Here is a 24,693-nt window from a genome sequence, read left to right as displayed (position 1 = left end):
AGCCAAAAAGGAGAGAAATATCGACCCATCGTGACCGCACCGACTACAATTTAACCGCGTAACACCATCTCATGCGCAAGTGGGCACGATAGACCGGAATGGGTGGGCGCGTTCACCGAAATACGCAGAAAGCCGCCATTCCTCAATGGACCGGGACTTTTTCCTGCTTCATAAGCACGTCAACGAAATAAGTCATCACCCAAGTCGCCAGCCCAGGCTCCCCGGGCCAAGCGGGCCTGAAAAATGTCGAGGGCAAGGCGCGGCGACGCAGACAGTACGCATGTACGGCAAGGAAGCCGCAACGCCGCCATCGGCATTTTCTCGGGCCCGCGTCTCCGGCCCGCCGTTTTTAAATCTTTCAATCTCCAAGACGAAAAAAAGAAGCCAGTGCCAAAGGCAAAGACTTCTTTTTCCAGCAACCGCAAAAGCCGGCGAGCCAGGCTCTTACGATTCCGTATCAGCTACTGAGTGACGTTGACAGAAACAATCGCTTACGCGAAGTTCCCGGCAACGAATTCCCAGTTCACCAGGCCCCAGAACGTTTCCACGTATTTGGCGCGCAGGTTGCGGTAGTCGATGTAGTAGGCATGTTCCCAAACGTCGCAAGTGAGCAGTGTACGGCAAGGAAGCCGCAACGCCGCCATCGGCATTTTCTCGGGCCCGCGTCTCCGGCCCGCCGTTTTTAAATCTTTCAATCTCCAAGACGAAAAAAAAGAAGCCAGTGCCAAAGGCAAAGACTTCTTTTTCCAGCAACCGCAAAAGCCGGCGAGCCAGGCTCTTACGATTCCGTATCAGCTACTGAGTGACGTTGACAGAAACAATCGCTTACGCGAAGTTCCCGGCAACGAATTCCCAGTTCACCAGGCCCCAGAACGTTTCCACGTATTTGGCGCGCAGGTTGCGGTAGTCGATGTAGTAGGCATGTTCCCAAACGTCGCAAGTGAGCAGTGGCTTGTCGCCGGTGGTCAACGGGCAGCCGGCGTTCGAGGTGTTGACGATATCAACCGAGCCGTCCGCTTTCTGCACCAGCCAGGTCCAGCCGGAACCGAAGTTGCCGACGCACGACTTGGTGAATTCTTCCTTGAACTTGTCGAACGACGACCATTTGGCGTTGATCGCGTCAGCCACGGCACCGGTAGGTGCGCCGCCGCCGGCTGGCTTCATGCCGTTCCAGTAGAAGGTGTGGTTCCATACTTGCGCCGCATTGTTGAAGATGCCGCCCGACGATTTCTTGATGATCTCTTCCAGCGACAGGTTCTCGAACTCGGTACCCTTGATCAGGTTGTTCAAGTTGGTGACATACGCCTGGTGGTGCTTGGCATAGTGGTATTCCAGCGTTTCTTTCGAGATGTGCGGCGCCAGGGCGTCCATTGCGTACGGCAGTGGTGGCAGGGTATGTTCCATGTGATGTCCTTTATGGTGGTTGTTCGGGTTATCCGGCCTGGGCCGGACAGTCGAGCCAGTTATTCTTGCTGAACGAGCCACTATTGTAAAGCGGATGCGCCTTTGCTGCTGCCGGCCGCACCGTAATGGTGTGTCAGCGCATGGATCAGCGCACCCTGCGCGTGGTTTCGCGCACCACCAGTTCCAGCGGCGGAATGGCTGCCTGCACGGCCTCGCCGTTGATCAGGGCCAGCAGCGCCTCGGTGGCGATGCGGCCGATGTCGTACAGCGGCTGGCGGATGGTGGTCAAGGGCGGCGTGGTGTAGGACGAGCCGGGCAGGTCATCGAAGCCCACCAGCGAGATATCGTCGGGCACGCGGATGCCCTTGCGGTACAGGCACAGGCGCACGCCATAGGCGGACAGGTCGTTGGCGGCGAACACGGCCGTGAACTGCTGCTGCGTGTCGAACAGATGGTTCATGGCCAGCATGCCGCTCGCTTCATGGAAATCTCCCTCCGCCATCAGCTTCGGGTCGAGCGCGATATCGGCCTCGCGCAGCGCCTTTTCGTAGCCGGTCAGGCGCTCGGCGGCGTCGCTGTTGTTGGAGGGCCCGGCGACAAAGGCGATGCGGCGGTGGCCCAGTTCGATCAGGTGGCGCACCGCCAGGTAGGCGCCGTATTCGTTGTCCATCTTGAAGCCGATCGCATTGTGCGTGGCGATCTGGCGGCCGGTCGAGACGATCGGGCGCTGCTGGGAAAAATCGAGCACGCTCTGGTCCGAAATGCGGCCCGACAGCAAAATGATGCCGTCGACCTTGCGCGCCAGCAGCAATCGGATGCGGTCTTCCTCTTCCTGCGCGTTCCAGTGGCCGCTGACGATCACCGACGCGTAGCCCGTGCCTTTCAGACCGTCGTCGACGCCGCGCAGGCTTTCGTCGAAGAACGGGCTGGAGATATCCTGCACCACGATGCCGATCGTCATCGAGCGGCCCTTCTTCAAACCCTGCGCCATCTGGTTGGGCGCGAACTTCATGTGGGCGATCGCCGCCAGCACCGCGTCGCGCTTGTCGTCCGAGACCCTGGCCGTGCCGTTCAGGATGCGCGACACGGTGCTGGGCGACACGCCGGCCTGGCGCGCCACATCGAGCAGGGTGGAGGGAGGGGCGGCGTGGTGGGTGTCGTTCAAGGTCTATCCTGGATCAAAGATGCCGGCTTTCAGTGCTCTGAAAACCTTTTCAACGCAAGATTACCATAAATGTGCCAGAGGGCTGTAGGTCGGATTAGGCCCTTCGGGGCCGTAGTCCGACAACACCACAGGCTGCGTCAACAATGTGGTCGGATTACGCGGCTTTGCCGCTAATCCGACCTGCGCTGCACTTTTTTGAAAACGTTTTCACAAAAAGCCACAGAAATTTGAAGCGCTGTTTCAGCCGTGTTTCATAGGAGAACAGTCCCTTTCGGCGGCATGCAAATCTTGGCCTTTGAAATAAAAGACAACTTTTTCGGTTGACTTCATTTTCTTTGCGGTGTTAAATGGACGCATGTTGTGAAAACGTTTTCAAGATAGAAGACGCTCAAAAACGGAGACGAAACAATGAAGTCAATCACCCTGGGCGCGGCCGCACTGGCCACGTCGCTGCTGGGCACCTGCGCCACTGCGGCAGCACCGGCCACGCCGGCTGGCGCGCCGCCCGCGCTGGCGCCCGCCACCATCACCGTCGCTTCCTTCCCCGACCTGGACCGCGCCGTGAAAACCGCCTTGCCGCTGTGGGAAAAGCTGTACCCGCAGGTAAAGGTCAAGCTGGTCAGCCTGCAGATCGACGACCATCACAATTCGATGACCACGGCGCTGGCCGCCGGCGCGCGCCTGCCTGACGTGATGGCGATCGACTTTCGCTACGTGGGCAGCTTCGCCGAATCGAAAGGCATGGAAGACCTCTTGCTGCCACCATACGGGGCAGGGCAGTACCGCGACCAGTTCGTGCCGTTCACCTTTGTGCAGGCGACCAGTTCGCGCGGCACCCTGGGCGCCATGCCGGCCGACCTGGGGCCGGGCACCCTGTTCTACCGCAAGGACCTGATGGACAGGGCCGGCATCAAGGAGGCCGACCTGACGCAGTCGTGGGAGTCGTATATCGCCGCCGGCAAGAAGCTCAAGGCCGCCACCGGCACTTATTTGCTGGCCGGCGCCAGCGACCTGGCCGACATTTATATTCGCGCCAACCTGAAGGACGGCGAAGGCATTTATTTTGGCGACAAGGGCCAGGTGCTGGTCGACTCGCCCCGTTTCGTCAAGGCTTTCGAACTGGCGAAAGCTGCGCGGGTTGCCGGCATCGATGCGCGCACCGTGGCCTGGACCGGCGAATGGGCCGAAGGCTTCAAGCGCGACAAGGTGGCCAGCCAGATGATGGGTTCGTGGCTGAGCGGCCACCTGGCCAAGTGGCTGGCGCCCGATTCGAAAGGCCAGTGGCGCGCGGCGAATCTGCCGGCCGGCGCGCTGGCGTCCTACGGCGGCTCGTTCTACGGCATCCCGAAAAAAGCGGCGAACAAAGCCCAGGCCTGGGAATTCATCAAGTTCATGACAGTCAACAAGGAGATCCAGCTGCACTCCTTGAAAGAGATCGGCGCCTTTCCGGCCCTGAAGGCCGCCTATGCGGACCCGATGATGGACGAGCCGCAAGCGTATTTCGGCGGCCAGAAAACGCGGCTGCTGGCGCGCGAGACGGCGGCGAAAATCCCCGTCATCCGGGTCGACAAGTTCGACGCCGTGGCGCGCGATATCGTCAATATGGAGCTCGAAAGCGTGCTGGCGCAGAACAAGGATATCAAGACCGCGCTGGCCGACGCCAAGGCCCTGATCACGCACCGCGCGCGCCGCTAGGGAACCGTCATGAGTCTGCATAGTTCATCGGCCATGGCGGCGCAAGAGGCGCCGTCCGAAGCGCGGCCGCAGCCCAAGCGCTTCAACATGAAGAAGTGGGCGCCGTATATCTTTATCAGCCCCTTCTTTATTTTGTTCGCCATTTTCAGCCTGTTTCCGCTGCTGTTTTCCATCTACCTGTCGTTCAACCAGTGGGAAGCGGCCAGCGGCGTCGAGGCGATGGAATGGGTGGGGCTGGACAACTACAAGTATGCGCTGAGCGACCCGTGGTTTTTGCGCTCGCTGGGCAATACCGTGTGGCTGGCGCTGGCCTCGGGCGTGCCGCAGCACCTGGTGGCGATCCCGCTGGCGGCATTCATCCACAACAGCTTCAAGCGCTCGCGCAACCTGGTGATCGGGATTTACTTTTTACCGTTCATTACCTCCAGCGTGGCCATTGCCATGGTGTTCAACACCCTGTTCTCGCGCGACTATGGCCAGATCAATGTGCTGATTCAATGGTGCGCCAGCCTGCCGCTGGTCGGCGGCCTGTTTCCAAGCGAATCGATCGACTGGCTGGGCAGTTCGCTGTTCATCAAGCCGGCCGTCGCCTTCGTGATTTTCTGGCGCTATCTGGGCTGGAACCTGGTGCTGTATCTGTCGGCGCTGCAGGTGATCCCGAAGGACCTGTACGAGGCGGCCACGATAGACGGCGCGTCGAAACGCCAGCAGTTCTGGTACATCACTTTGCCGCAATTGAAACCCATGATCTACCTGGCCGTCACGCTCACCATCATGGGCAACCTGCAACTGTTCGAGGAACCGTTCGTGCTGGTGGCCGAGTCCAGCGGCGTGAGCCAGTCGGTGATGACGACCGCCATCTTTGTCTACAAGACAGCGTTTTCCTCGGGTGACTTCGGCACGGCGTCGGCGATTTCCTGGCTGCTGTTTTTGATCATTGCCAGCACCACCTGGGTCAACAACCGCGTCTTCAGCCGCAATGAACGCAAAGAGGCAAACCGATGAGCGCAAACAGCATTTCCGCGACGGCGGCCAGCGCGCGCTGGTCGGCCTATGCCATGGTGGGCATCGGCGCCATGATCATGGTCGCGCCGTTCTACTTCATGTTCGTGTTCGCCACGCACACCAGCGCCGAAATCTACAGCCTGCCGCCGCCGCGCTGGTTCGGCACGGCTCTGCTGAACAACCTGGAACTGTTGCAGGAGCGCCTGCCGTTCTGGCGCAATATCGGCATCAGCCTGTACGTGGCGCTGATGACGACGGCGCTGACCTTGTTTTTCTGTTCGCTGGCCGGCTATGCGTTCGCCATGTACGAGTTCCGTTTCAAGCGCCCGCTGTTTACCCTGGTGATGGCCTCGATGATCATTCCGTCGTTCATGAACATGATTCCGACCTTCATGCTGATGGATTTCCTGGGCTGGCTGGACCAGCCGCGCGCCCTCTATGTGCCGGGCGCGGCCGGCGCGCTGGGCATCTTTTTGATGCGCCAATATATCGGCACGGCGATTCCGAAGGACCTGATCGAGGCGGCGCGCATCGACGGCTGTGGCGAGTTCGCCATCTACTGGCGCGTGGTGCTGCCGCTGATCGGGCCGGCCATGGGCACCCTGGGCCTGATCACCTTTATCAATTCCTGGAACAACTTCATCACGCCGCTGGTGGTGATGCGCTCGGTCGAGAACTACACCATACCGCTGGCGTTGCGCAGCATGCAGGCGCCGAACAACACGGAGTGGGGCGCCCTGATGACAGGCGCGGCAATCGCCGTGCTGCCGCTGCTGCTGATGTTTTTTGTCGCTTCAAAACGTTTGATCGAGGGACTGACCCAGGGCGCAGTCAAGGGTTGAACCTCGGTTTATTAACCTTCACCACCAACACATATGATCATGCACAACGACGATTTGGACACTAACTTTCCGGCCACCTTTACCTGGGGCGTGGCCACCAGCGCCTACCAGATCGAAGGCGCGGCCGCCATCGATGGCCGCGGCCCGTCAATCTGGGACACCTTCAGCCATACCGAGGGCAAGATCACCGACGGCAGCAATGGCGACGTGGCCTGCGACCATTACCACCGCTATGCCGAGGACGTCGAGCTGATCGCCAACCTGGGCGTCAATGCCTACCGTTTTTCCATGTCCTGGTCGCGCGTGCAGCCAACCGGTTCGGGCGCCTGGAACGAAGCCGGCTTCGACTTCTATGCGCGACTGCTCGACGCGCTGGCTACCAAGGGACTCGACGCCCACCTGACCCTGTACCACTGGGATTTGCCGCAAGCCCTGCAGGACGAGGGCGGCTGGCTCAATCGCGCCACCTGCTATCACTTTGCCGCCTATGCCGCCGAAGTGGCGCGCCGCTTTGGCCACCGCGTGACCAGCATCGCCACCCATAACGAGCCGTGGTGCACGGCGGTGCTCGGCCACGGCACGGGCCAGTTCGCGCCCGGCATGGCCGACCCGGCCGCCGCCGTGCAGGTGTCGCACCATCTGCTGCTGTCGCACGGCCTGGCCATGCAGGCGATGCGCGCCGTGGCGCCGTCGGCCATGCTGGGCATCGTGCTCAATCAGTGGACGGCTACGCCGGCCACCGACAGCGCGCGTGACCGCGACCTGGCCGAACTCGAATATGCGCGCTCGGTGCAGTGGTATATGGACGCCATCTTCAAGGGCCGCTACCCGGCGCTGGCCCTGAAACATGTCGACGCTTCAGCTTTGTCGATCTTTGAAAACGATTTCAAAGAGATCCAGCAGCCCATCGATTTCCTGGGCGTGAACTACTACACGCGCGCCTTTGTCAGCGGCGAGACGCCGCCGCGCAAGCCCGAGTGCAAGCTGGGCGTGAACGACATGGGCTGGGAAACCTATCCGCAAGGGCTGACCGAACTGCTGGTGGGCCTGCACCGCGAATACCCGCTGCCGCCGGTCTACATCACCGAAAACGGCATGGCGGTCGCCGACAAGCTCGATGGCGGCAAGGTCCACGACCAGCCGCGCATCGAGTACGTGCAGCTGCACCTGGACGCCTTGCGCGCCGTGATCGCCCAGGGCATCGACGTGCGCGGCTATTTCTACTGGAGCCTGCTGGACAACTTCGAATGGAATTCGGGCTATGCCAAGCGCTTCGGCATGGTGTATGTCGACTACGCCACCCAGCAGCGCAGCCTGAAGGACAGCGCCCTGTGGTACCGCGACTTTATCGCCACGCACAAGGCCAGCCATGCGAGCTCGCCGGCACTGGCTGCGGCGGGAGGGCACTGAGATGGCCGCCATCTCGCTGCGCGGCATCCGCAAGACCTACGGCGATGGTCCGGAAATCGTCAAGGGCCTCGACCTCGATATTCATGACGGCGAATTTATGGTCTTTGTCGGCCCGTCCGGCTGCGGCAAGTCGACCCTGCTGCGCATGATCGCCGGCCTGGAAGACATCAGCGCCGGCCAGCTGCGCATCGGCGACATGCTGGCCAACGATGTGCCGCCGGCCGAGCGCGGCATCGCCATGGTGTTCCAGAGCTATGCGCTGTACCCGCACATGACGGCGCGCGAGAACATGGGTTTTGCGCTCAAGCTCGCTGGCAAGCCTGACGGCGAGGTGCGCGCCGCCGTCGACAAGGTGGCGGCCATATTGCAGATTACGCATCTGCTGGAGCGCAAGCCGAAGGCCTTGTCGGGTGGCGAGCGCCAGCGCGTGGCGATCGGCCGCTCCATCGTGCGCCAGCCCAAGGTGTTTTTGTTCGACGAGCCGCTGTCCAACCTCGATGCATCCCTGCGCGTGCAGACCCGCATCGAGCTGGCCAAGCTGCACCAGGAGCTGGGCACGACGATGATCTACGTGACCCATGACCAGGTCGAGGCGATGACCCTCGGCGACCGGGTCGCCGTGTTCCATGGCGGCCACCTGGAGCAGGTCGGCGCGCCCCTGGAGCTGTACCGCCATCCGGCCAGCCAGTTCGTGGCCGGCTTTATCGGCGCGCTGCGCATGAACTTCCTGCCGTGCGCCGCCGTGCCGCAGCTGGCCGCGCAACTGGGCGGCGAGCCAGGCATGCTGGTCGGCATCCGTCCCGAGCATCTGCGCCTGGCAGCTCGCGGCGACGGTTACGGCGCCACAGTCACCCTGATCGAGCAGCTCGGTGACGCGCAGATCGTCCACGCGACGGTGGACGGCAGCGGCCATGCCCTGGCCATCAAGCTGCATGGCGAGACCCGCCATGCGCTGGCACAAGGCAGCGCCATCGGTTTCGTGCCGGAAGCAGGGCACGCTTTCCTGTTCGATGCCGGCGGCCGCGCCGTGGCCCGGCACTGAAGCGATGGAGGCGTCATGAATTCAAGCTGACAACGGCTTTGAAAAGAAAGGCAATGGCCGCAGAGCCATGCCATCATTATCCAACCAGTGGCAGGTAGAGGAGACACATCATGAAACAACCAGCACGCAACACCATCGCCAGCAGCCTGGCCCACGTCACATTCGCCCAACTGATTTTGCTGGGCAGCGGCGCCGCCATGGCCCAGCAGGCCGATACAGCAGCAGCGCCAGCGGCGGCAGCCGACACCGCGGCGGCGCCGATGGAGCGCATCGTCGTCACGGCCACGCGCCGCAATACCTTTGTCCAGGAGACGCCGCTGGCCGTCACGGCCTTCAACCAGGACACCTTGCAGAACAACCAGGTCAAGGACCTGGCCTCGCTGGCCACCATGGTGCCGAGCCTGGTGGTCGAACAGCATGGCGACTCGGGCGGCGTGCACGTCTACATGCGCGGCGTGGGCTCGGCCAACCACACGGAGCTGGGCGACCCGGCCGTCGCGTTCTATGTCGACGGCGTATATTCGCCGCGTCCGCAAGGCGCCACGGCGCTGATGTATGACCTGTCGCACGTCGAGGTGGCGCGCGGTCCGCAAGGCACGCTGAACGGCCGCAACTCCACCGCCGGCGCCGTCAATCTGGTCTCGGCCGCGCCGAATACCACCAAGCTGATGGGTTCGGCCGGCATCACGGTCGGCGACTACCGCCACCTGCAGACGCAGGCCATGCTCAATATCCCGTTTTCCGACGACGTGGCGCTGCGCATCGCCGCCATCAAGGACAGCCACGACGGCACGGTGGATTTCCGCCGCGGCTCGAACGTGATGCCGGGCGCGGCCAAGTATGGCGCCGGCGACCAGATGGGCGTGCGCGCCTCGCTGCTGTGGAAGATCACGCCGCAGCTGCGCGGCACCTTTATCGCCGACTACTTCCTCGACGAAGGCGCCGGCAATGTCTACCTGGCGGCCGAACCGAAACCGGGCGAAAAACTGCGCTCGGCCCTGATCGACACGCCGGGCACCCTGGACCAGTCGATCCTGACCTACAAGGGCAAGCTCAATTACAAGCCGACCGACGCGCTCGACTTCACTTACCTGGGCAGCTGGAGCCGCTACAAGCGCCAGAACAGCAACGATGCCGATGCCGGCCTGTTCCCAGGCTTCAAGTCGGAAAACCGTACCGACTGGGCGCAGTTCGACAGCTATTCGCACGAGCTGCAGGCGCGCTCGGACGACGAGGCGCCGTTCCAGTGGGTGGCCGGCGTGTTCCTGTTCAACGAAAAGAACAAGGTGCGCTTCGATATCGACCGCAGCCAGATTTCGCAGGCGGCGGTGCAGCAGGATATCGCCAACGGCGCCGTGATTTTCGTCCAGCCCACCGTCGGCCAGTATGCCTCGTCGATGTCCTTTATCCAGGGCAACCGCCAGCTGAAATCGAAAGCCGTGTTCGGCCAGGTCAGCCAGCAGGTGACCGACCAGATCAAGCTGACGGCCGGCGCGCGCTATACCAAGGACCATAAATTCGATATCGGCGGCCAGAACTGGGCCTGCCCGAACTGGCCGGCCAATACGCCGCTGGGCACCACCGTGCTGACGCCCGACCAGATGGCGCAACTGGTCCGGCCGGGCACGGGCCTGGCCAACACGCACAATATCGGACCGGGCGGCGCCATCACGGCGGCCAGCTGCGGCAATACGCCGGGCGACAACTCGGCCGACCTGAAGTACGGCCAGGCCACCTGGCTGGGCCGCATCGAATACAAGCTGCGTCCCGATATTTTGCTGTTCGGTTCCGTGACCACCGGTTTCCATTCGCCGGCCATCGGCGACGGCGGCGCGACCACCAAGCCTGAAAAACTGACCAGCTATGAAATCGGTTTCAAATCCGATCTGCTGAACCGCCAGCTGACCCTGAACCTCGACGCCTTTTTGATGAAGTACAAGGACAAGCTCGAATCGCAAGTGGTCAACAGCGTGCTGGCCAACTTCAACGCCGCCGGCGCCACCGTCAAGGGCCTGGAAGCGGAATGGGTCTGGCGTCCGACCAATGTCGACCGCCTGACCGGCAACGCCACCTGGCTCAAAGCCGTGTATGACGATTTCCTGTCCTGCGACGTCGACGCGGCGCGCGCCCGGGGCCAGGTTTGCGGCAGCACCGCGCCGCTGGTGAACGTGGGCGGCAGCACCATGAAGCACGCGCCGAAGTTCGCCACGACGGTCCAGTACGAGCATGACTTTAACGTGGCCGGCGGCCAGCTGACGCCGCGCGCCTCGGTGCACTACGAAACCATGACCTATGTCGGCGCCGGGGCATTCAACGGCGACGTGCCGGGCCACGCCGGCGTCAAGCGCCAGGAGGCCTACACCACGCTGGACCTGAGCCTGCGCTACCAGCCGGCCAACAAGGCCTACACGGTCGAAGCGTTCGTGCAGAACGCCACTGACAAGGCGGTCAAGCTCGACGTCAATGAAATCTGCACCGACGTGGGCATGCCTTGCCAGCCGACGCAGCAGATCTACGGCGCCTTCTACAACGCGCCGCGCACCTTTGGCGCACGGGTCTCGATGAAGTTTTAAGCAGCAAAGGGCAGGGTAGCGCAGGTCTTCAGCAGCATGTTTTGGCCGGGTGGCGACACCCGGCCTTTTTTAGTTTGCGCAGCACTTGCGCCAGTGTGACGACGGCCAGCTCCAGTTCATGCGGCGCGTGGGCGGCAAAGCCCATCAGGAAACCGGCGCGCTGCGCGCTGGCCGCATGCAGCGGCGTCATGCCCAGCAGGTCGATGCCGGCCCGCCGCGCCGCTGCCACCGCCTGCGCTTCGTCGATGCCGCCCATGAGCAGGCAGGGCATCTGCATGCCGCCGTCGGGCACCCGTGGTTCAAGGAACTCGGCCAGGTGTTCCCGCACCAGCTGCGCCAGCACGTCGCGCCGCCGCGCATAGACGGCGCGCATGGTGCGCACATGGGCGCCGAAGTGGCCGCCGTCGATAAAGCGCGCCAGGAACATTTGCGCGATTGTGGCGCTGTGTCCGTCAAGCAGGGTGCGCGCTAATCAATCTTCCTTTTTTTGAAGGTTTATTATTCTCAATAACGTATCTATTTTGTCTGATATTTGAGGTTCAAAGCCTGCAGGATTTGCTTTTGAGAATGCACTTTCACTTGTAATATTCCAGTTTTCAAAAATATCTATCAACTCTTTTCGGTCTACTGAGTTTCCGTATATTTCCAGGTATAGCTTCCCAAAATTGATGGCGTGAGCCCTATCGGAACGTTTTATGGATTCATGCATATATGCATTACTAACTGTGAAAGCATGCTTCGCCCATAATCCTAACACGCTAAGTATAATCAGTCCTTTGAAGGTTACAAATAAAAGTGCTTGCCACGGTAAACTTTCCAGTGAAGCTCCTAACCCTGCTCCGTATAAAGATATCGCTGTTGCTGATATTATAGCTGCGGATAACACTAGAATTCCTTGTATGCCCCAGTTGAAAGCTTTTTTTCTATAAAGAATTTCACGATCGTCTAAAACTTTTAAAGCTTCTGCAACATATTCAGGAACTTTTATTTCTATTCTTTCTTGCACTTGTTTTCTCGTTTCCTCCTCAAACTCGAAAATTCTCTCTGCAAGCTCTTTTTCTTTCTTCTCAATCTCTTTTAATTTTGAGTTTAACTTTGACTCTTCCTCTGTTGCTAAGCTGGAATAGTGTGCTATTTTTATTTTTGACTCATGCTCTAAGTTTTCCAGCATAGTTTCTCTTGTTTTTATGGCATCATCCAAATCTATGAGAAGTCGTTTTCTGTCTTCAAATAATGAAATCGATGCATCATCAGCCCTGCTTCGTGTTTCGTTGAATTCATTCTCTGTAGTGCGAACGTAATCAATCCATAATTTCTTCCGCTCAAGTGGGAGAGATTTTGCAACACCAATTCTATATTTGTAAGATGGAGCGGAGTCTATTATTTTTTTTATTAACTCGTTGTTTGAATGGCTAAGAATGCTTGCTATTTGAGATGGTTGTATTAAGCTCAAAAAATGTAGAAGTGAATCTTTGCTAAAAATCTTTAATATTTTAATTATTTGTGCTATTGATAATAGCGAGAGCATTCTTGATGCTAGGTTATGATTTAATGATTCTATTATTCTATTGGTTGTGCTTGTGTTGTTCTTTGTTAGAGCTATAATGAATTCATGGTCTGGTAGATTGATCAGCTCATTCTGTAAGTCGGAGTTCTTTAATATATTCAATTCTTCCAATTCACGATTTGCCATTTTAAAATCTTTCTTTTTTTTTAAGAATATTTTTCAAAAATTAAATTTTTGAAAATAATATTATTATATTAATAATTTTTATGGCATTTTCAGACTCGTCTGCACGCTGGCAATGGCCACGTGAGCGCTGCCGTCGGCCAGGCGCACATGGATGGCCTGGCGCGCCTGCAGCTGCGCCGGCGAGCGCACGATCTGGCCTTTTTCGTCGCGCACGATGGCGTAGCCGCGCTCGAGGGTGCGCTGCGGATTGAGCAGTTCGAGCTGCGCCGCCAGCGCGCCCAACTGGTGGCGCCGCCGCGCCAGCAGCTGATCGATGGCCGCGCCGCTACGGCGCTGGGCTTCCTGCAGGCGCGCGCGTGGCACCGTCACGTCGGGGCGCAGGGCGGCCCAGCGGTGGCGCAGGCGGTCCAGCGCGTGGAGCGACTGGTTCAGCGGCGCGCGCGTGGCGTGCGTCATGGCGGTCGACAGGGCCAGCAGCTGCAGGCGCTGCTGCCGCAGTTGCGCTTTCGGGTTGAGCAGGCGGCGGCTGTGGCGGTCCAGTGTTTGCGCCGCGTCGTCGAGGCGCCGGCGCATGGCGCGGCGCAGGTCGGTCGCATCGGCGCGCAATGAGGCCAGCCAGTCGGCGCGCGGCGTGGCGGCCAGTTCGGCGGCGGCCGTCGGCGTGGCGGCGCGCAGGTCGGCGGCGAAATCGGCGATCGTGAAATCGGTCTCGTGGCCGACGCCGCTGATCACCGGCATGCTGCAGCCGGCGATCGCATGGGCCACGCCTTCATCGTTGAACGACCATAAATCCTCGATGCTGCCGCCGCCACGGCATACCAGCAGCACGTCGCATTCGGCGCGCTGCGAGGCGGTGCGGATGGCCTGGGCGATTTTTTCCGGCGCCAGCTGGCCCTGCACCGGCGTCGGGTAGAGAATGATCGCTACATGCGGCGCGCGCCGCTGCAGGGCCGTCAGCACGTCGCGCAGGGCGGCCGCCTGCGGGCTGGTGACGATGCCGATGCTGCGCGCGAACATCGGGATGGCGCGCTTGCGATCAAGATCGAACAGGCCTTGCGCCGACAACTTGTCTTTCAGGCGCTGGAAGGCTTCATACAGGGCGCCGACGCCGGCGCGGCGAATCGCTTCCACATTGATCTGGTAGTCGCCGCGCGCGCCGTACAGGGTGACCAGGGCGCGCACTTCGACCTTGTCGCCTTCGCGCGGGGTAAAGCCGGCGTACTGGGCGCGGCCACGGAACATCACGGCGCGCACCTGGGCCGCGTCGTCCTTGAGGGTGAAATACCAGTGGCCGGAACTGGCGCGCGTGAAGTTGGAAATCTCGCCCGCGATCCAGGTCAGCGGAAACGAGCGTTCGAGCAGGCGCGCGACGGCCTGGTTCAGGGCGGTCACGGTCAGTACGGAGGGGGCGGCAAAGCCGCTGTCTGGAGCAGGTTCGTTCATCATGGTCGGGCGTTCCACAGGGGCGGGCAGGCTAGCTGTCCACATCTTATCGGCGAGGTCATGCTTATGTCATATATCAGGCAAAACAACAAGTTTTATTTCCAAGTCATTGATTTTATGGTGCTTTTAACCATGCCTGATTTGCGTGCAGCAGGAAAAAGTCCTTATGGATCAAGTACATCAGCAACACGGGCGGCAGTTACGCACAAAGTTATCCACAGAAATTGTGCGAAACTATCGGGCGCGCATAACGGCGCCCTGGCCAGGCCGGGCCGGGGTCGAAAAACTGGCTGCCATATTTTTGCGCATGGAAATAAAACCCTTGTGTATCAATGACTTGAGCGGACATGCATGGCCTTGCGCACAATCTTATCCACAAAAAATGTGCAGAACTTGTGCGCGCCACCGATTTTACCTTGCCTGGCTGCGCCAAGGCGCGCTTGCCTGATTTTTGTACAATGTAAGAATAGTCTTACAAATCAAGGACATGAAAACAGGGCTGGCGGCTTGCGCACAATCTTATCCACAGAATATGGGGAGAACCGCCCGTATCGTTTTCGGGAACGCCGCTGTTTTTTCTAGTTGCATGAAGGAAATTAACTGCCATATTTTTAGGCATTTTAAAAAAACCCTTTAAAATCAAAGGCATTACATAGAGCCAAGATGTTTGCTCACAATCTTATCCACATTTTTTGTGCGGAACTGCCGCCGCGGTGGAAAACGGCCCTGGACGCGCGCTTTCCAGCCCGGGATGGCGCACCTTCGGCGCTGTGCCTGTTTTTTAAGCGGTTCAATAAAAACGATATAAATCAATGTACTTGGCGTCTAACTTTGCGCTTGCACACAATCTTGTCCACAGATTGTGTGCAGAACTTGTGGCGCCGCTGCGGCCTCGTTTTGGCAGGCGCTGCGACATTTTTAATCATCGAAAAATTATCCTTTAAAATCAATGGCTTGACATTCATTCACGGCTTTTCGCACAATCTTGTCCACAGTAATTGTGCAGAACTTTGATTTTATGATTTATTTGACATTGACTCCTTGTGAATAGCTGCTATGCCTGTATTTTGCGCAGCGAATGAATTATCCATGAAATCAATGACTTGGCCTGTATCGATGCCGCTTGCACACAATCTTATCCACACAATATGTGCAAAACCCGAGCAGCTGGTCGGTGCGGTGCTGCGGCGAGCGCCACTTGCCGACTGCGCTGCAACGCGCTACATTGCGCCATTCGCCGTTTGGCCTCCGCTTCACACCATTCATTCTTTCCGGGAGTTCCTTTGCTCGCTATATTCCAAGCCGCCGGCTGGCCTGCCTGGCTGTTGTTGATCGCTTCCATCGTCGCGCTGGCCCTGATCATCGAGCGCCTGCTGTATCTGCGCCGTCCGCGCATCCTGCCGCGCAAGCTGTTCGATGAAGTGGTGCAGGTTTATCGCAGCGGCAAGATCACCCCCGACACGATCGCCAAGCTGGAAGCCAATTCGCCGCTGGGCGTGGTGCTGGCCGCCGCGCTGCGCAATGTCGACGCGCCGCGCGAGGTGATGAAGGAATCGATCGAAGAGGCCGGCGGCGGCGTGGCCCACGCACTGGAACGCTTTCTGACCACCCTGGGCACGATCGCCACCCTGGCGCCGCTGATGGGCCTGTTCGGCACCGTGATCGGCATGATCGAAATTTTTGCCTCGCCCGGCGCCACCGCCTCGAACGCGGCCCTGTCGCACGGTATTTCGGTGGCCCTGTATAACACCGCCTTCGGCCTGGCCATCGCCATGCCGGCGCTGATCTTCTACCGCCACTTCCGCGCCCTGGTCGACAGTTTCGTGATCGACATGGAGCAGCAGGCGGTCAAGTTCGTCGACCTCGTGCACAGTGGCCGCCAATGAATTTTCGTAAAGGCAAGGGGAGGGAAGACCCCGAAATCAATCTGATCCCGTTTATCGACGTGCTGCTGGTGATCCTGATCTTCCTGATGGTCAGCACCACCTACAGCAAATTTACGGAGCTGCAGATCACCTTGCCGACGGCCAACGCCGAGCAGGCCAAGGACAAGCCACGGCAGATCGACGTCACCATCGACGCCAAGGGCAACTACACGGTCAACCTGCAGCCGGTGTCGTTCCGCGACGTGGCCGGCCTGGCCGACGCGCTGCAGGATGCGGCCAAAAAAGCCAACGGCGGCAAGGCGCCCGCGCAAACGCCGGTGGTGGTGGTCAACGCCGACCAGCTCGCCATGCACCAGATGGTGATACACGTGATGGAAGCGGCGCGCCTGGCCGGCTATGAAAAGCTGACCTTTGCGGCCCAGGCCGGTGGAACCAAATAACGCTCGCTGCTGCCCGTAGGTCGGGTTAGCCGGCACGGCGTAACCCGACAACACCGTTGGCTGCACATGTCGGATTACGCTGCGCCTGGCGGCACAGCTAATCCGACCTACATCACTCATACTTCATGCCCCAACCAGCAAAAATCGAAACTACCTTGACCCGCGCCTGGCTCAAACGCGGCCCTCTGGCCTGCGCCTTGTGGCCCGTGTCGCTGCTGTTCGGCGCCCTGAGCGCCATGCGGCGCGGCCTGTACCGCGCAAACCTGTTGAAATCGCAGCGCCTGCCCGTGCCCGTGATTGTAGTCGGCAATATCTTTATCGGCGGCACCGGCAAGACCCCGCTGACGATCTGGCTGGTGCAGGCGCTGCGCGAAGCGGGCCTGCATCCAGGCGTGATCTCGCGCGGCCATGGCAGTGCCGACCGCGCGCCGCGCGCCGTCACCAGCGGCTCCACGCCGCAGCAGGTCGGCGACGAGCCGCTGCTGATCTTCCAGCGTGGCGCTTGCCCGGTGATGGTGGGGCGCGACCGCGCGCAAGCGGGCCGGGCGCTGCTGGCGGCCCATCCCGAGGTCGACGTGCTGGTCACCGACGACGGCCTGCAGCATTACGCCTTGCGGCGCGACGTGGAAATCGTGCTGTTCGACGGGCGTGGCGTCGGCAATGGCTGGCTGCTGCCGGCCGGCCCCCTGCGCGAGCCGCCGCGCCGGCGCCGCGATGTAACGGTGATCAACACGGCCGAGCTATCACCAAAGCTGGCGGCCACCGTGGCGCCAAATCAGGGCCTGGTGGTGCAGATGCGCCTGGCCGGCGGCGTGGCCGAACAGCTGCTCGACCGCCGCCAGCAACAGCCGCTGGAACAACTCGCAAGCAGTGGCCGGCGCATCGTGGCGGCCGCCGGCATCGGCAATCCGCAGCGCTTTTTCAGCATGCTGCGCCAGGCCGGATTGCGCTTCGGCGAGCTGCCCTTGCCCGACCATCATGATTTCCTCGACCAGCCCTTTGCCGCACTCGACACCGATGTGATCTTGATCACGGAGAAGGATGCAGTAAAATGTGCGCAAATTGAACATCTCAAAGACGACCCGAGACTGTGGGTCGTCCCGGTCAGCGCGCATATAGACAGTGCGCTGGCCCAACAAATTGTGGAGAAATGTCGTGGACGCTCGACTGCTTGATATCCTGGTCTGCCCTGTTTGCAAGGGCCCGCTTGAACACGATAAAAAGGCGCAGGAACTGATCTGCCGCCCTGACCGCCTTGCCTATCCCATCCGTGACGGCATCCCCATCATGTGGGCCGACGAAGCGCGCACCTTGCAAGACGCCGTGGAATAAACGATGTCCTTCGTCGTCATCATCCCCGCCCGCCTGGCCTCGACCCGGCTGCCCAACAAGCCGCTGGCCGACCTGGGCGGCAAGCCGATGGTGGTGCGCGTGGCCGAGCAGGCTGCCTTGTCGGGCGCGGCGCGCGTGATCGTCGCCACCGACCACGAGGACATCCGCGCCGCCTGCGCCGCGCATGGGGTGGAGGCGTGCATGACGCGTGGCGACCATCCGTCGGGTACCGACCGCATCGCCGAAGTGGCGCAGCTGCTGCGCTTGCCGATGGACGCGGTGGTGGTCAACCTGCAGGGCGACGAGCCGCTGATCGACCCGCGCCTGCTGGCCGCCTGCGCCGCGCAGATACGCCCCGGTGTGCCGATGGCGACCTGCGCCCATCGCCTGCACGAGGTGGCGGACGCCTTCAACCCGAACGTGGTCAAGGTGGTGCTCGACAAGGCGAACCGCGCGCTGTATTTTTCGCGCGCCACCATTCCTTGGCACCGCGACCGCTTCGCGCAGTCGCGCGACAGCTTGCCGCCAGATTACGCGCCGCTGCGCCATATCGGCTTGTATGCCTACAGCAATGCCTTCCTGCAGTCCTATCCCGCACTGGAAGCGTCGCCGCTGGAACAGATCGAAGCCCTGGAGCAGCTGCGCGTGCTGTGGCATGGCCATGCGATCGCCGTGCACGTGACCGACACCGCACCGGCGGCCGGCGTCGATACGCCGCAAGACCTGGCCCGGGTGCAGGCGCATTACCGGGTCGACGGCAGCTAGGCATTACCCGCAAAATGGCAGGCGTGCAAATATAATTTGTACTTTTGCGACAAATACCACATTTTCAAACGCCAACTTTCATAATTGCTGGCTTCGATCAATCTGCCCATGCCAAATTGCTACCAAACTGGCGTTCCGGCGATTTTTTGTGGTAAGTTTCGTAGGGAAAGATAGTCAAGACTGCACCATCTAATAATAATTACACGTACCCATCCAAAATCTGTTTTTTAGGAACTTCAATGCGTCTCATACTGTTAGGAGCACCCGGTGCCGGCAAGGGCACCCAAGCTAACTTCATCAAAGAAAAATACAATATTCCGCAAATTTCCACGGGCGACATGCTGCGCGCGGCGATCAAGGCCGGCACCGAACTGGGCCTGGCTGCCAAAAAAGTCATGGATGCGGGCGGCCTGGTGTCGGACGACATCATGATCGGCCTGGTCAAGAACCGCCTGCAGGACGCCGATTGCGCCAATGGCTATCTGTTCGACGGTTTTCCGCGCACCATCGCGCAAGCGGACGCCATGAAAGACGCCGGCATCAATGTCGACTACGTGCTGGAAATCGACGTGCCGGACGAGTCCATCATCGAGCGCATGGATGGCCGCCGCAGCCACCCCGGTTCGGGCCGCGTCTACCATGTCAAGTTCAATCCGCCCAAGGTCGACGGCGTCGATGACGTCACCGGCGAGCCTTTGATCCAGCGCGACGACGACAAGGCGGAAACCGTCAAGAAACGCCTGGACGTGTACCACAATCAGACCAAGGTCCTGCTCGGCTACTACAACGAGTGGGCGCAGTCCGGCCTGCCGGGCGCACCGAAATACCGCCGCATCGCCGGCGTCGGCCCGGTCGAGCAAATCCGCGACAGCGCATTTGCCGCCCTGGCGGAATAAGGCAGCACAAAAAGCGGACACGAGTGTCCGCTTTTTTCATGGTGATTGGCTGCCCCCGTTTTCAGCAGTGTTTTTTTGCAGCTCGTGTTTTCCTGGCTGCGGGTCTTGCCCGCGGCTGTAGGCAATAACGTCGTATAAAAACAGAAGGAGACGATATGGCAGCCAGTCTGTGGTTTGCGGTAGCCTGCGGCGTGGTCGCAGTCATTTACGGTTTGCTCTCGCGCAGCTGGATCCTGCGACAGGACCCGGGTAACGCGCGCATGCAGGAAATCGCGCTGGCCATCGAGCAGGGCGCGGCCGCCTACCTGGCGCGCCAGTACCGCACCATCGCCATTGTCGGCGTGGTGCTGCTGGTCGCCATCTATGCCCTGTTGGGTGTGCACACGGCCCTCGGTTTCCTGATCGGCGCCGTGCTGTCTGGCGCCTGCGGCTTTATCGGCATGAATGTGTCGGTGCGCGCCAATGTGCGCACGGCGCAGGCGGCCACCCTGGGCATCAACCAGGCCCTGAACGTGGCCTTCAAGGGCGGCGCGATCACCGGCATGCTGGTGGTGGGGCTGGGCCTGTTGGGCGTGACCCTGTTCTACTGGCTGCTGGCCTCGACCGGCGCGGCCGGGCTGTCACAGCATGATCTGATCAAGCCCCTGATCGGCCTGGCCTTCGGCGCCTCGCTCATTTCCATCTTCGCACGCCTGGGCGGCGGCATCTTTACCAAGGGCGCCGACGTCGGCGCCGACCTGGTCGGCAAGGTCGAGGCGGGCATCCCCGAAGATGACCCGCGCAACCCGGCCGTGATCGCCGACAATGTTGGCGACAATGTCGGCGACTGCGCCGGCATGGCGGCCGACCTGTTCGAAACCTATGTCGTGACCCTGATCGCCACCATGCTGCTGGGCGCGCTGCTGCTTGGGGAGGCCTCCAGCACGGCCATCGTCTATCCCCTGCTGCTGGGTGCGGTATCGATCCTGGCGTCCATCGTCGGCTGCTCGATGGTGAAAACCGCGCCCGGCAAGAAAATCATGTCGGCCCTGTACACAGGGCTGTGGTGGGCGGCCGGGCTGTCGCTGGTCGGCTTTGCGGTGGTCACCTGGCTGCTGTGGCCAAGCGACGCCATGCGCTACAAGATGATGGGTTCGAGCGTGGTCGGCATCGTGCTGACCGGCCTGATGGTCTACATCACCGAATACTACACCGGCACCGACTTCAAGCCGGTGCGCCATATCGCCGAAGCGTCGACCACCGGCCACGGCACCAATATCATCGCCGGTCTCGGCGTATCGATGAAGTCGACCGCGTATCCGGTGCTGGCCGTGTGCGTGGCGATCCTGGTGTCGTATCAGCTGGGCGGCCTGTACGGGATTGCGATTGCGGCCACGGCCATGCTGTCGATGGCCGGCATTATCGTCGCGCTCGACGCCTATGGCCCGATCACCGACAACGCGGGCGGCATCGCCGAAATGTCGGGCCTGCCCGACTCGGTGCGCGCGATTACCGATCCATTGGATGCGGTGGGCAACACCACCAAGGCCGTCACCAAGGGTTATGCCATCGGCTCGGCCGGCCTGGCCGCGCTGGTGCTGTTTGCCGACTACACGCATGCGCTCGAATCGGTGGGCCAGCACATCACGTTTGATCTGTCGAACCCGATGGTGATCGTCGGCCTGTTTATCGGCGGCCTGATCCCCTACCTGTTCGGCGCGATGGCGATGGAAGCGGTGGGGCGCGCGGCCGGCGCCGTGGTGGTGGAAGTGCGGCGCCAGTTCCGCGACATCAAGGGCATCATGGAAGGCACGGCGCGGCCCGAATACGACAAGGCGGTCGACATGCTGACGGCCTCGGCGATCCGCGAGATGATCGTGCCGTCCCTGCTGCCGGTGGTGGTGCCGGTGGTGGTCGGCATGCTGCTGGGGCCGGCCGCACTGGGAGGCTTGCTGATGGGCACGATCGTGACGGGCCTGTTCGTGGCCATTTCCATGACCACCGGCGGCGGCGCCTGGGACAATGCCAAGAAATATATCGAAGACGGCCATTTTGGCGGCAAGGGTTCCGACGCACACAAGGCGGCCGTCACCGGCGACACCGTCGGCGACCCCTACAAGGACACGGCCGGGCCGGCCGTCAATCCCCTGATCAAGATCATCAATATCGTGGCGCTGCTGCTGGTGCCGCTGCTGCCGGCCACCGGCTGGCTGGCCGTCAGTGCGCCGGCGCCCGTGACAGCTGCCGCGCCACCGATACTGGCGCCGGCCACGCCAGCGCCAGTGACGCCAAACTAGCTTAGAAGCGCGAAGTCAGGCCGACAAACAGGCGCCGTCCCGGCACATAGTAGTCGACCTGGCCATCGGCCATCGGCCCTTTCTTGAGCAGGTTTTCCACGCCGCCGCGCACGGTACAGTGCGGTGTTGCCTTGTACGACACCACCGCGTCGACTATCGTATAGGCCTTGTTGGCCAGCGCGCCCGCATCGAGTTCCTTGCCGGTGTACTGCGCCGACACTTCGCCGAACAGCCGGGGGCTCACTTGCCAGCCCAGCGCCGAATACCACGACAGTTTCGGCGTCGACAGCAGGTTGGCGCCGGTGGTGAGGTTTTTCGCCTCGCGCATATAGGTGACATTGTTGCGCCAGCTGAGGCTTTTCGCCAGCGGAGCGGTCAAGGTGCCTTCCAGGCCGCTGGTGCGCGCTTTCTGGATATTGGTCATGCGGGTCCACCAGATGCCCTGGAACTTGCCCAGCGGCGCGTAATCGATCTTGTTCTTGAAGTCGGTATGGAAATACGTCAGGCCGATATCCCAGCCGCTGTTTTCATAGGCCACGCCGATCTCGCCGGCGGTGCTGGTTTCCGGCTTCAGGTCGGCATTGCCGGCCATATAGCAGGTGCCGCTGACATAGCCGAGCGGACGCAGGCTGGTGCAGCCGCGTCCACCGGAATTGGTGGCGGCCGACGGCGAGTTTTCCTTCAGACTCGGTGCGCGGAAACCCTGCGACACGCCGCCTTTGATGGTCCAGGCGGGAAGCGGGTGGTACACCAGGTACAGGCGCGGACTGTAATGGTTGCCGAACTTGCTGTGGTGGTCGAGCCGCAGGCCGGCCGTGGCCGTCAGGTCTTCGCGCAGGAACAGCTGATCTTCCGCGAACAGGGCCGAGGTGGTGCCCGACAGCGACGCGCCCGTCACCGGATTGCCCAGGTAGTCCAGCGCAATGGTGCCGATGGTGTCGGTATTGGTCAGCTCCTGGTGCTTCCACTGGCCGCCCATCACCAGCAATTGCTCGACGCCCCAGTCCAGGCGTTTTTCCAGGGTCGCGTCGAGCGTGCTGTCCTTCGATTTCGCGACCACGCCGGTGACCTGGTTGTCGTAGTCGTTGTGGTACAGATTGACCCTTGCCTTGCCGAACTCCAGCTTGCCTTCGTAGCCGAGGCTGATACTCTTGCGTATCAGCTTGCTGGCGCCCCAGGCATAGAACAGCGGATCGCCGTCGGCGTCCAGCGCCGGCGAGTCACTGGCTTCCTGGCGGCCAAGGCTGGCGTCGAGCGACAGGCTGTGCCGCTGGTTCAGGGCCCAGTTCAGCTGGCCCGTGATGCTCTGGTTGCGCTCGCCGCCGATGCCGCCCGCGTTCCTGATGATTTTCTCGTCGGCGTTCTGTTTCGACTGCGCCACACCCAGGCGCATGCCGATGGTGTCCGACAGCGGCCCGGCCAGGTTCAGTCCCAGCTGGTGCGCCGCGCCGCGGCCGCTGTCCTGCGGTTCGATATGGTTGGCGGTGGCCGAACCGTTCCATTTGCCCGGTATTTTGCGCGTGATGATATTGATCACGCCGCCCATCGCGTCCGAGCCGTACAGCGACGACATCGGGCCGCGCACCACCTCGATGCGCTCGATCATCTCGGGCGAAATCCAGTTCAGGTCCTGGCGCCCCAGGTCGGGGCGGTAGGCGGTGTCGGCCGAACTGCCCATGCGCTTGCCGTCGACCAGGATCAGCGTGTATTTGTCGGGCAGGCCGCGCAGCTTGATTTTCGACTCTTCGCCGACCGGGCTAGTGCCGCCCGTGACGCCGGGAATGCGGCGCAGCAGGGTATTGAGGTCAACCACGGGCTGGCGTTCGATTTCCTCGCGCGTGATGACGCTGATGCTGGCCGGCGCATCCTTGATATCGATGGCCGAACCCGAGGCGGTCACCACCACGGTGGCCAGGGTTGGGTCGGCTGCGGCCGGCGCGCCTTCGGCCCAGGCGCTGCCGACAGCCAGCGACAGCAAGCCGGGCAACAACATGGTGAAAGAGGGGGAGGCGGTACTGCGCTTGAGCATATGAAATGTTCCAGGAAAAGGTTATTCCTGGCTGCCTGCGGGTGGCTTGGAGATCGAAGGATGGTCGCATTCAAATAATGCGAATAAGAATCGTTCACAGTATAGTGCCAGGCTGGCAATAAAGAAAGAGCATGCTGGCAATAAAAACAATGTTGCAGCTTTTTTAGGCCGGCGCGCTGGCAGGCAGGGTGACCAGGCCGCGCCGGCAAACGTAAAAAAGCGTTACCTTCACTGGCATCTGGCGCGGCGCGGACCGATAATGCAGGCATGACCGCTTGCGGGAGTACCACATGAAATCCGTGCTATTACTTTGTTTGTTTGCCGGCAGCGGCGCCTGGGCCGCCGGCCAGGAAGCCGTCAGCGTCCCGGCGCCCGCCGCCGGTCTGCCGGTCTGCCGCCTCGACCCGCAGGACCCGGCCAGGCTGGCCGTCGAGCCCTGCGCCACCGCGCCGCCGGTGGCGCCGCGGCGCGCCGTGCCGCAGGTGATCGGCCGCATGCCGGCCACGCAGATGCCGCCGCCGGTGATCCGCCATGAAACCGTGCCGCCGGCCACCCATGCGCCGGTGCCGGGCGCGCCGCTGCCGGTCAATTCCTGCGACAGCGGCGGCTGCCGCGATGCCTCGGGCATGCGCCATGACGGCGGCGTCGGCAATGCCACGCTCGATGCGAATGGCCGTGTCTGCCACCGCAATGGCGCTTTCCTGCAGTGTTTTTAAGGCGGTTGCAAGAACCGGGTCGGGATATTTCAGGTTTTGTTTGTGTACATCATAAGACATCAAAAGTGTCAATTTTATAAT

At 61.2% G+C, this 24,693-nt stretch carries 20 protein-coding genes and 2 pseudogenes; 15 read left to right on the top strand and 7 right to left on the bottom strand.

All coding sequences use genetic code 11. The features are described from left to right. Nucleotides 1-491: 491 nt before the first annotated feature. The 3 genes and pseudogenes from ASR47_RS26420 to ASR47_RS05660 form a co-directional block, all read right to left on the bottom strand. Nucleotides 492-620, bottom strand: a pseudogene (locus ASR47_RS26420) (Fe-Mn family superoxide dismutase); the annotation flags it as partial. A 205-nt stretch (nt 621-825) separates the two neighbouring features. Beyond that, on the bottom strand, nt 826-1,404 hold the full coding sequence (gene sodB / locus ASR47_RS05665) for a superoxide dismutase [Fe] (RefSeq protein WP_065306773.1): 579 nt from the start codon (nt 1,402-1,404) through the stop codon (nt 826-828). A 145-nt stretch (nt 1,405-1,549) separates the two neighbouring features. Then, the gene (locus tag ASR47_RS05660) at nt 1,550-2,569 is read right to left on the bottom strand and encodes a LacI family DNA-binding transcriptional regulator (RefSeq protein WP_065306772.1); all 1,020 of its coding nucleotides are present in this window, start codon (nt 2,567-2,569) and stop codon (nt 1,550-1,552) included. 408 nt (nt 2,570-2,977) lie between these two features. Here ASR47_RS05660 and ASR47_RS05655 point away from each other — a divergent pair, with 408 nt between their 5' ends. The 6 genes from ASR47_RS05655 (at nt 2,978) to ASR47_RS05630 (ending at nt 11,136) form a co-directional block, all read left to right on the top strand. After that, entirely contained in the window at nt 2,978-4,264 is a 1,287-nt protein-coding gene (locus tag ASR47_RS05655) for an ABC transporter substrate-binding protein (RefSeq protein WP_082988762.1), read from the top strand. Between the two features lie 9 nt (nt 4,265-4,273). Further along, nucleotides 4,274-5,269, top strand: a complete 996-nt coding sequence (locus tag ASR47_RS05650) for a carbohydrate ABC transporter permease (protein ID WP_245714267.1) — start codon at nt 4,274-4,276, stop codon at nt 5,267-5,269. Continuing rightward, nucleotides 5,266-6,111, top strand: coding sequence for a carbohydrate ABC transporter permease (locus tag ASR47_RS05645; protein WP_171898897.1), 846 nt, complete (start codon nt 5,266-5,268; stop codon nt 6,109-6,111). The genes ASR47_RS05650 and ASR47_RS05645 overlap by 4 nt, the downstream gene beginning before the upstream one ends. 39 nt (nt 6,112-6,150) lie before the next feature. After that, nucleotides 6,151-7,521 (top strand): GH1 family beta-glucosidase, encoded by a 1,371-nt coding sequence (locus ASR47_RS05640; RefSeq protein WP_065306784.1) that lies wholly within the window; start codon nt 6,151-6,153, stop codon nt 7,519-7,521. Nucleotide 7,522: 1 nt separating this feature from the next. Beyond that, nucleotides 7,523-8,563, top strand: a complete 1,041-nt coding sequence (locus ASR47_RS05635) for an ABC transporter ATP-binding protein (RefSeq protein ID WP_065306770.1) — start codon at nt 7,523-7,525, stop codon at nt 8,561-8,563. A 110-nt stretch (nt 8,564-8,673) separates the two neighbouring features. After that, nucleotides 8,674-11,136: a TonB-dependent receptor gene (locus tag ASR47_RS05630; RefSeq protein ID WP_065306769.1), complete on the top strand. Its 2,463-nt coding sequence runs from the start codon at nt 8,674-8,676 to the stop codon at nt 11,134-11,136. 28 nt (nt 11,137-11,164) lie between these two features. Here ASR47_RS05630 and ASR47_RS05625 read toward each other — a convergent pair. The 3 genes and pseudogenes from ASR47_RS05625 to xseA form a co-directional block, all read right to left on the bottom strand. After that, nucleotides 11,165-11,608, bottom strand: a pseudogene (locus ASR47_RS05625) (MocR-like pyridoxine biosynthesis transcription factor PdxR); the annotation flags it as partial. Then, nucleotides 11,609-12,829 (bottom strand): hypothetical protein, encoded by a 1,221-nt coding sequence (locus ASR47_RS26905; RefSeq protein WP_150127698.1) that lies wholly within the window; start codon nt 12,827-12,829, stop codon nt 11,609-11,611. Nucleotides 12,830-12,907: 78 nt separating this feature from the next. Next, entirely contained in the window at nt 12,908-14,275 is a 1,368-nt protein-coding gene (xseA, locus tag ASR47_RS05620; protein ID WP_065306767.1) for an exodeoxyribonuclease VII large subunit, read from the bottom strand. Nucleotides 14,276-14,935: 660 nt separating this feature from the next. Here xseA and ASR47_RS27375 point away from each other — a divergent pair. The 8 genes from ASR47_RS27375 (at nt 14,936) to ASR47_RS05590 (ending at nt 21,867) form a co-directional block, all read left to right on the top strand. Further along, on the top strand, nt 14,936-15,286 hold the full coding sequence (locus tag ASR47_RS27375; RefSeq protein ID WP_171898896.1) for a hypothetical protein: 351 nt from the start codon (nt 14,936-14,938) through the stop codon (nt 15,284-15,286). Nucleotides 15,287-15,555: 269 nt separating this feature from the next. After that, entirely contained in the window at nt 15,556-16,158 is a 603-nt protein-coding gene (locus ASR47_RS05615) for a MotA/TolQ/ExbB proton channel family protein (RefSeq protein ID WP_065306766.1), read from the top strand. Beyond that, a complete protein-coding gene (locus tag ASR47_RS05610; RefSeq protein ID WP_065306765.1) occupies nt 16,155-16,598 on the top strand; it encodes an ExbD/TolR family protein in 444 nt (147 codons plus the stop codon). The genes ASR47_RS05615 and ASR47_RS05610 overlap by 4 nt, the downstream gene beginning before the upstream one ends. 125 nt (nt 16,599-16,723) lie before the next feature. Further along, nucleotides 16,724-17,773 (top strand): tetraacyldisaccharide 4'-kinase, encoded by a 1,050-nt coding sequence (lpxK, locus tag ASR47_RS05605; RefSeq protein ID WP_065306764.1) that lies wholly within the window; start codon nt 16,724-16,726, stop codon nt 17,771-17,773. Further along, nucleotides 17,754-17,930: a Trm112 family protein gene (locus ASR47_RS26415; RefSeq protein ID WP_082988760.1), complete on the top strand. Its 177-nt coding sequence runs from the start codon at nt 17,754-17,756 to the stop codon at nt 17,928-17,930. Before lpxK ends, ASR47_RS26415 begins: the two co-directional genes overlap by 20 nt. Before the next feature lie 3 nt (nt 17,931-17,933). Next, on the top strand, nt 17,934-18,695 hold the full coding sequence (gene kdsB / locus ASR47_RS05600; RefSeq protein ID WP_065306763.1) for a 3-deoxy-manno-octulosonate cytidylyltransferase: 762 nt from the start codon (nt 17,934-17,936) through the stop codon (nt 18,693-18,695). Nucleotides 18,696-18,934: 239 nt separating this feature from the next. After that, entirely contained in the window at nt 18,935-19,591 is a 657-nt protein-coding gene (gene adk / locus ASR47_RS05595) for an adenylate kinase (RefSeq protein ID WP_065306762.1), read from the top strand. Nucleotides 19,592-19,746: 155 nt separating this feature from the next. Continuing rightward, on the top strand, nt 19,747-21,867 hold the full coding sequence (locus ASR47_RS05590; RefSeq protein ID WP_065306761.1) for a sodium-translocating pyrophosphatase: 2,121 nt from the start codon (nt 19,747-19,749) through the stop codon (nt 21,865-21,867). Between the two features lies 1 nt (nt 21,868). On the opposite strand, the gene ASR47_RS05585 is transcribed toward ASR47_RS05590, so the two are convergent. After that, on the bottom strand, nt 21,869-23,896 hold the full coding sequence (locus tag ASR47_RS05585; protein ID WP_065306760.1) for a TonB-dependent receptor domain-containing protein: 2,028 nt from the start codon (nt 23,894-23,896) through the stop codon (nt 21,869-21,871). A gap of 290 nt (nt 23,897-24,186) precedes the next feature. Here ASR47_RS05585 and ASR47_RS05580 point away from each other — a divergent pair, with 290 nt between their 5' ends. After that, a complete protein-coding gene (locus ASR47_RS05580) occupies nt 24,187-24,612 on the top strand; it encodes a hypothetical protein (protein WP_065306759.1) in 426 nt (141 codons plus the stop codon). Nucleotides 24,613-24,693: the final 81 nt, after the last annotated feature.

Source organism: Janthinobacterium psychrotolerans (assembly GCF_001677885.1).
GTDB lineage: Bacteria > Pseudomonadota > Gammaproteobacteria > Burkholderiales > Burkholderiaceae_D > Janthinobacterium > Janthinobacterium psychrotolerans.
The sequence above is the reverse complement of the archived record's forward strand: the minus strand, read 5'-3'. Positions and strand labels throughout refer to the sequence as shown.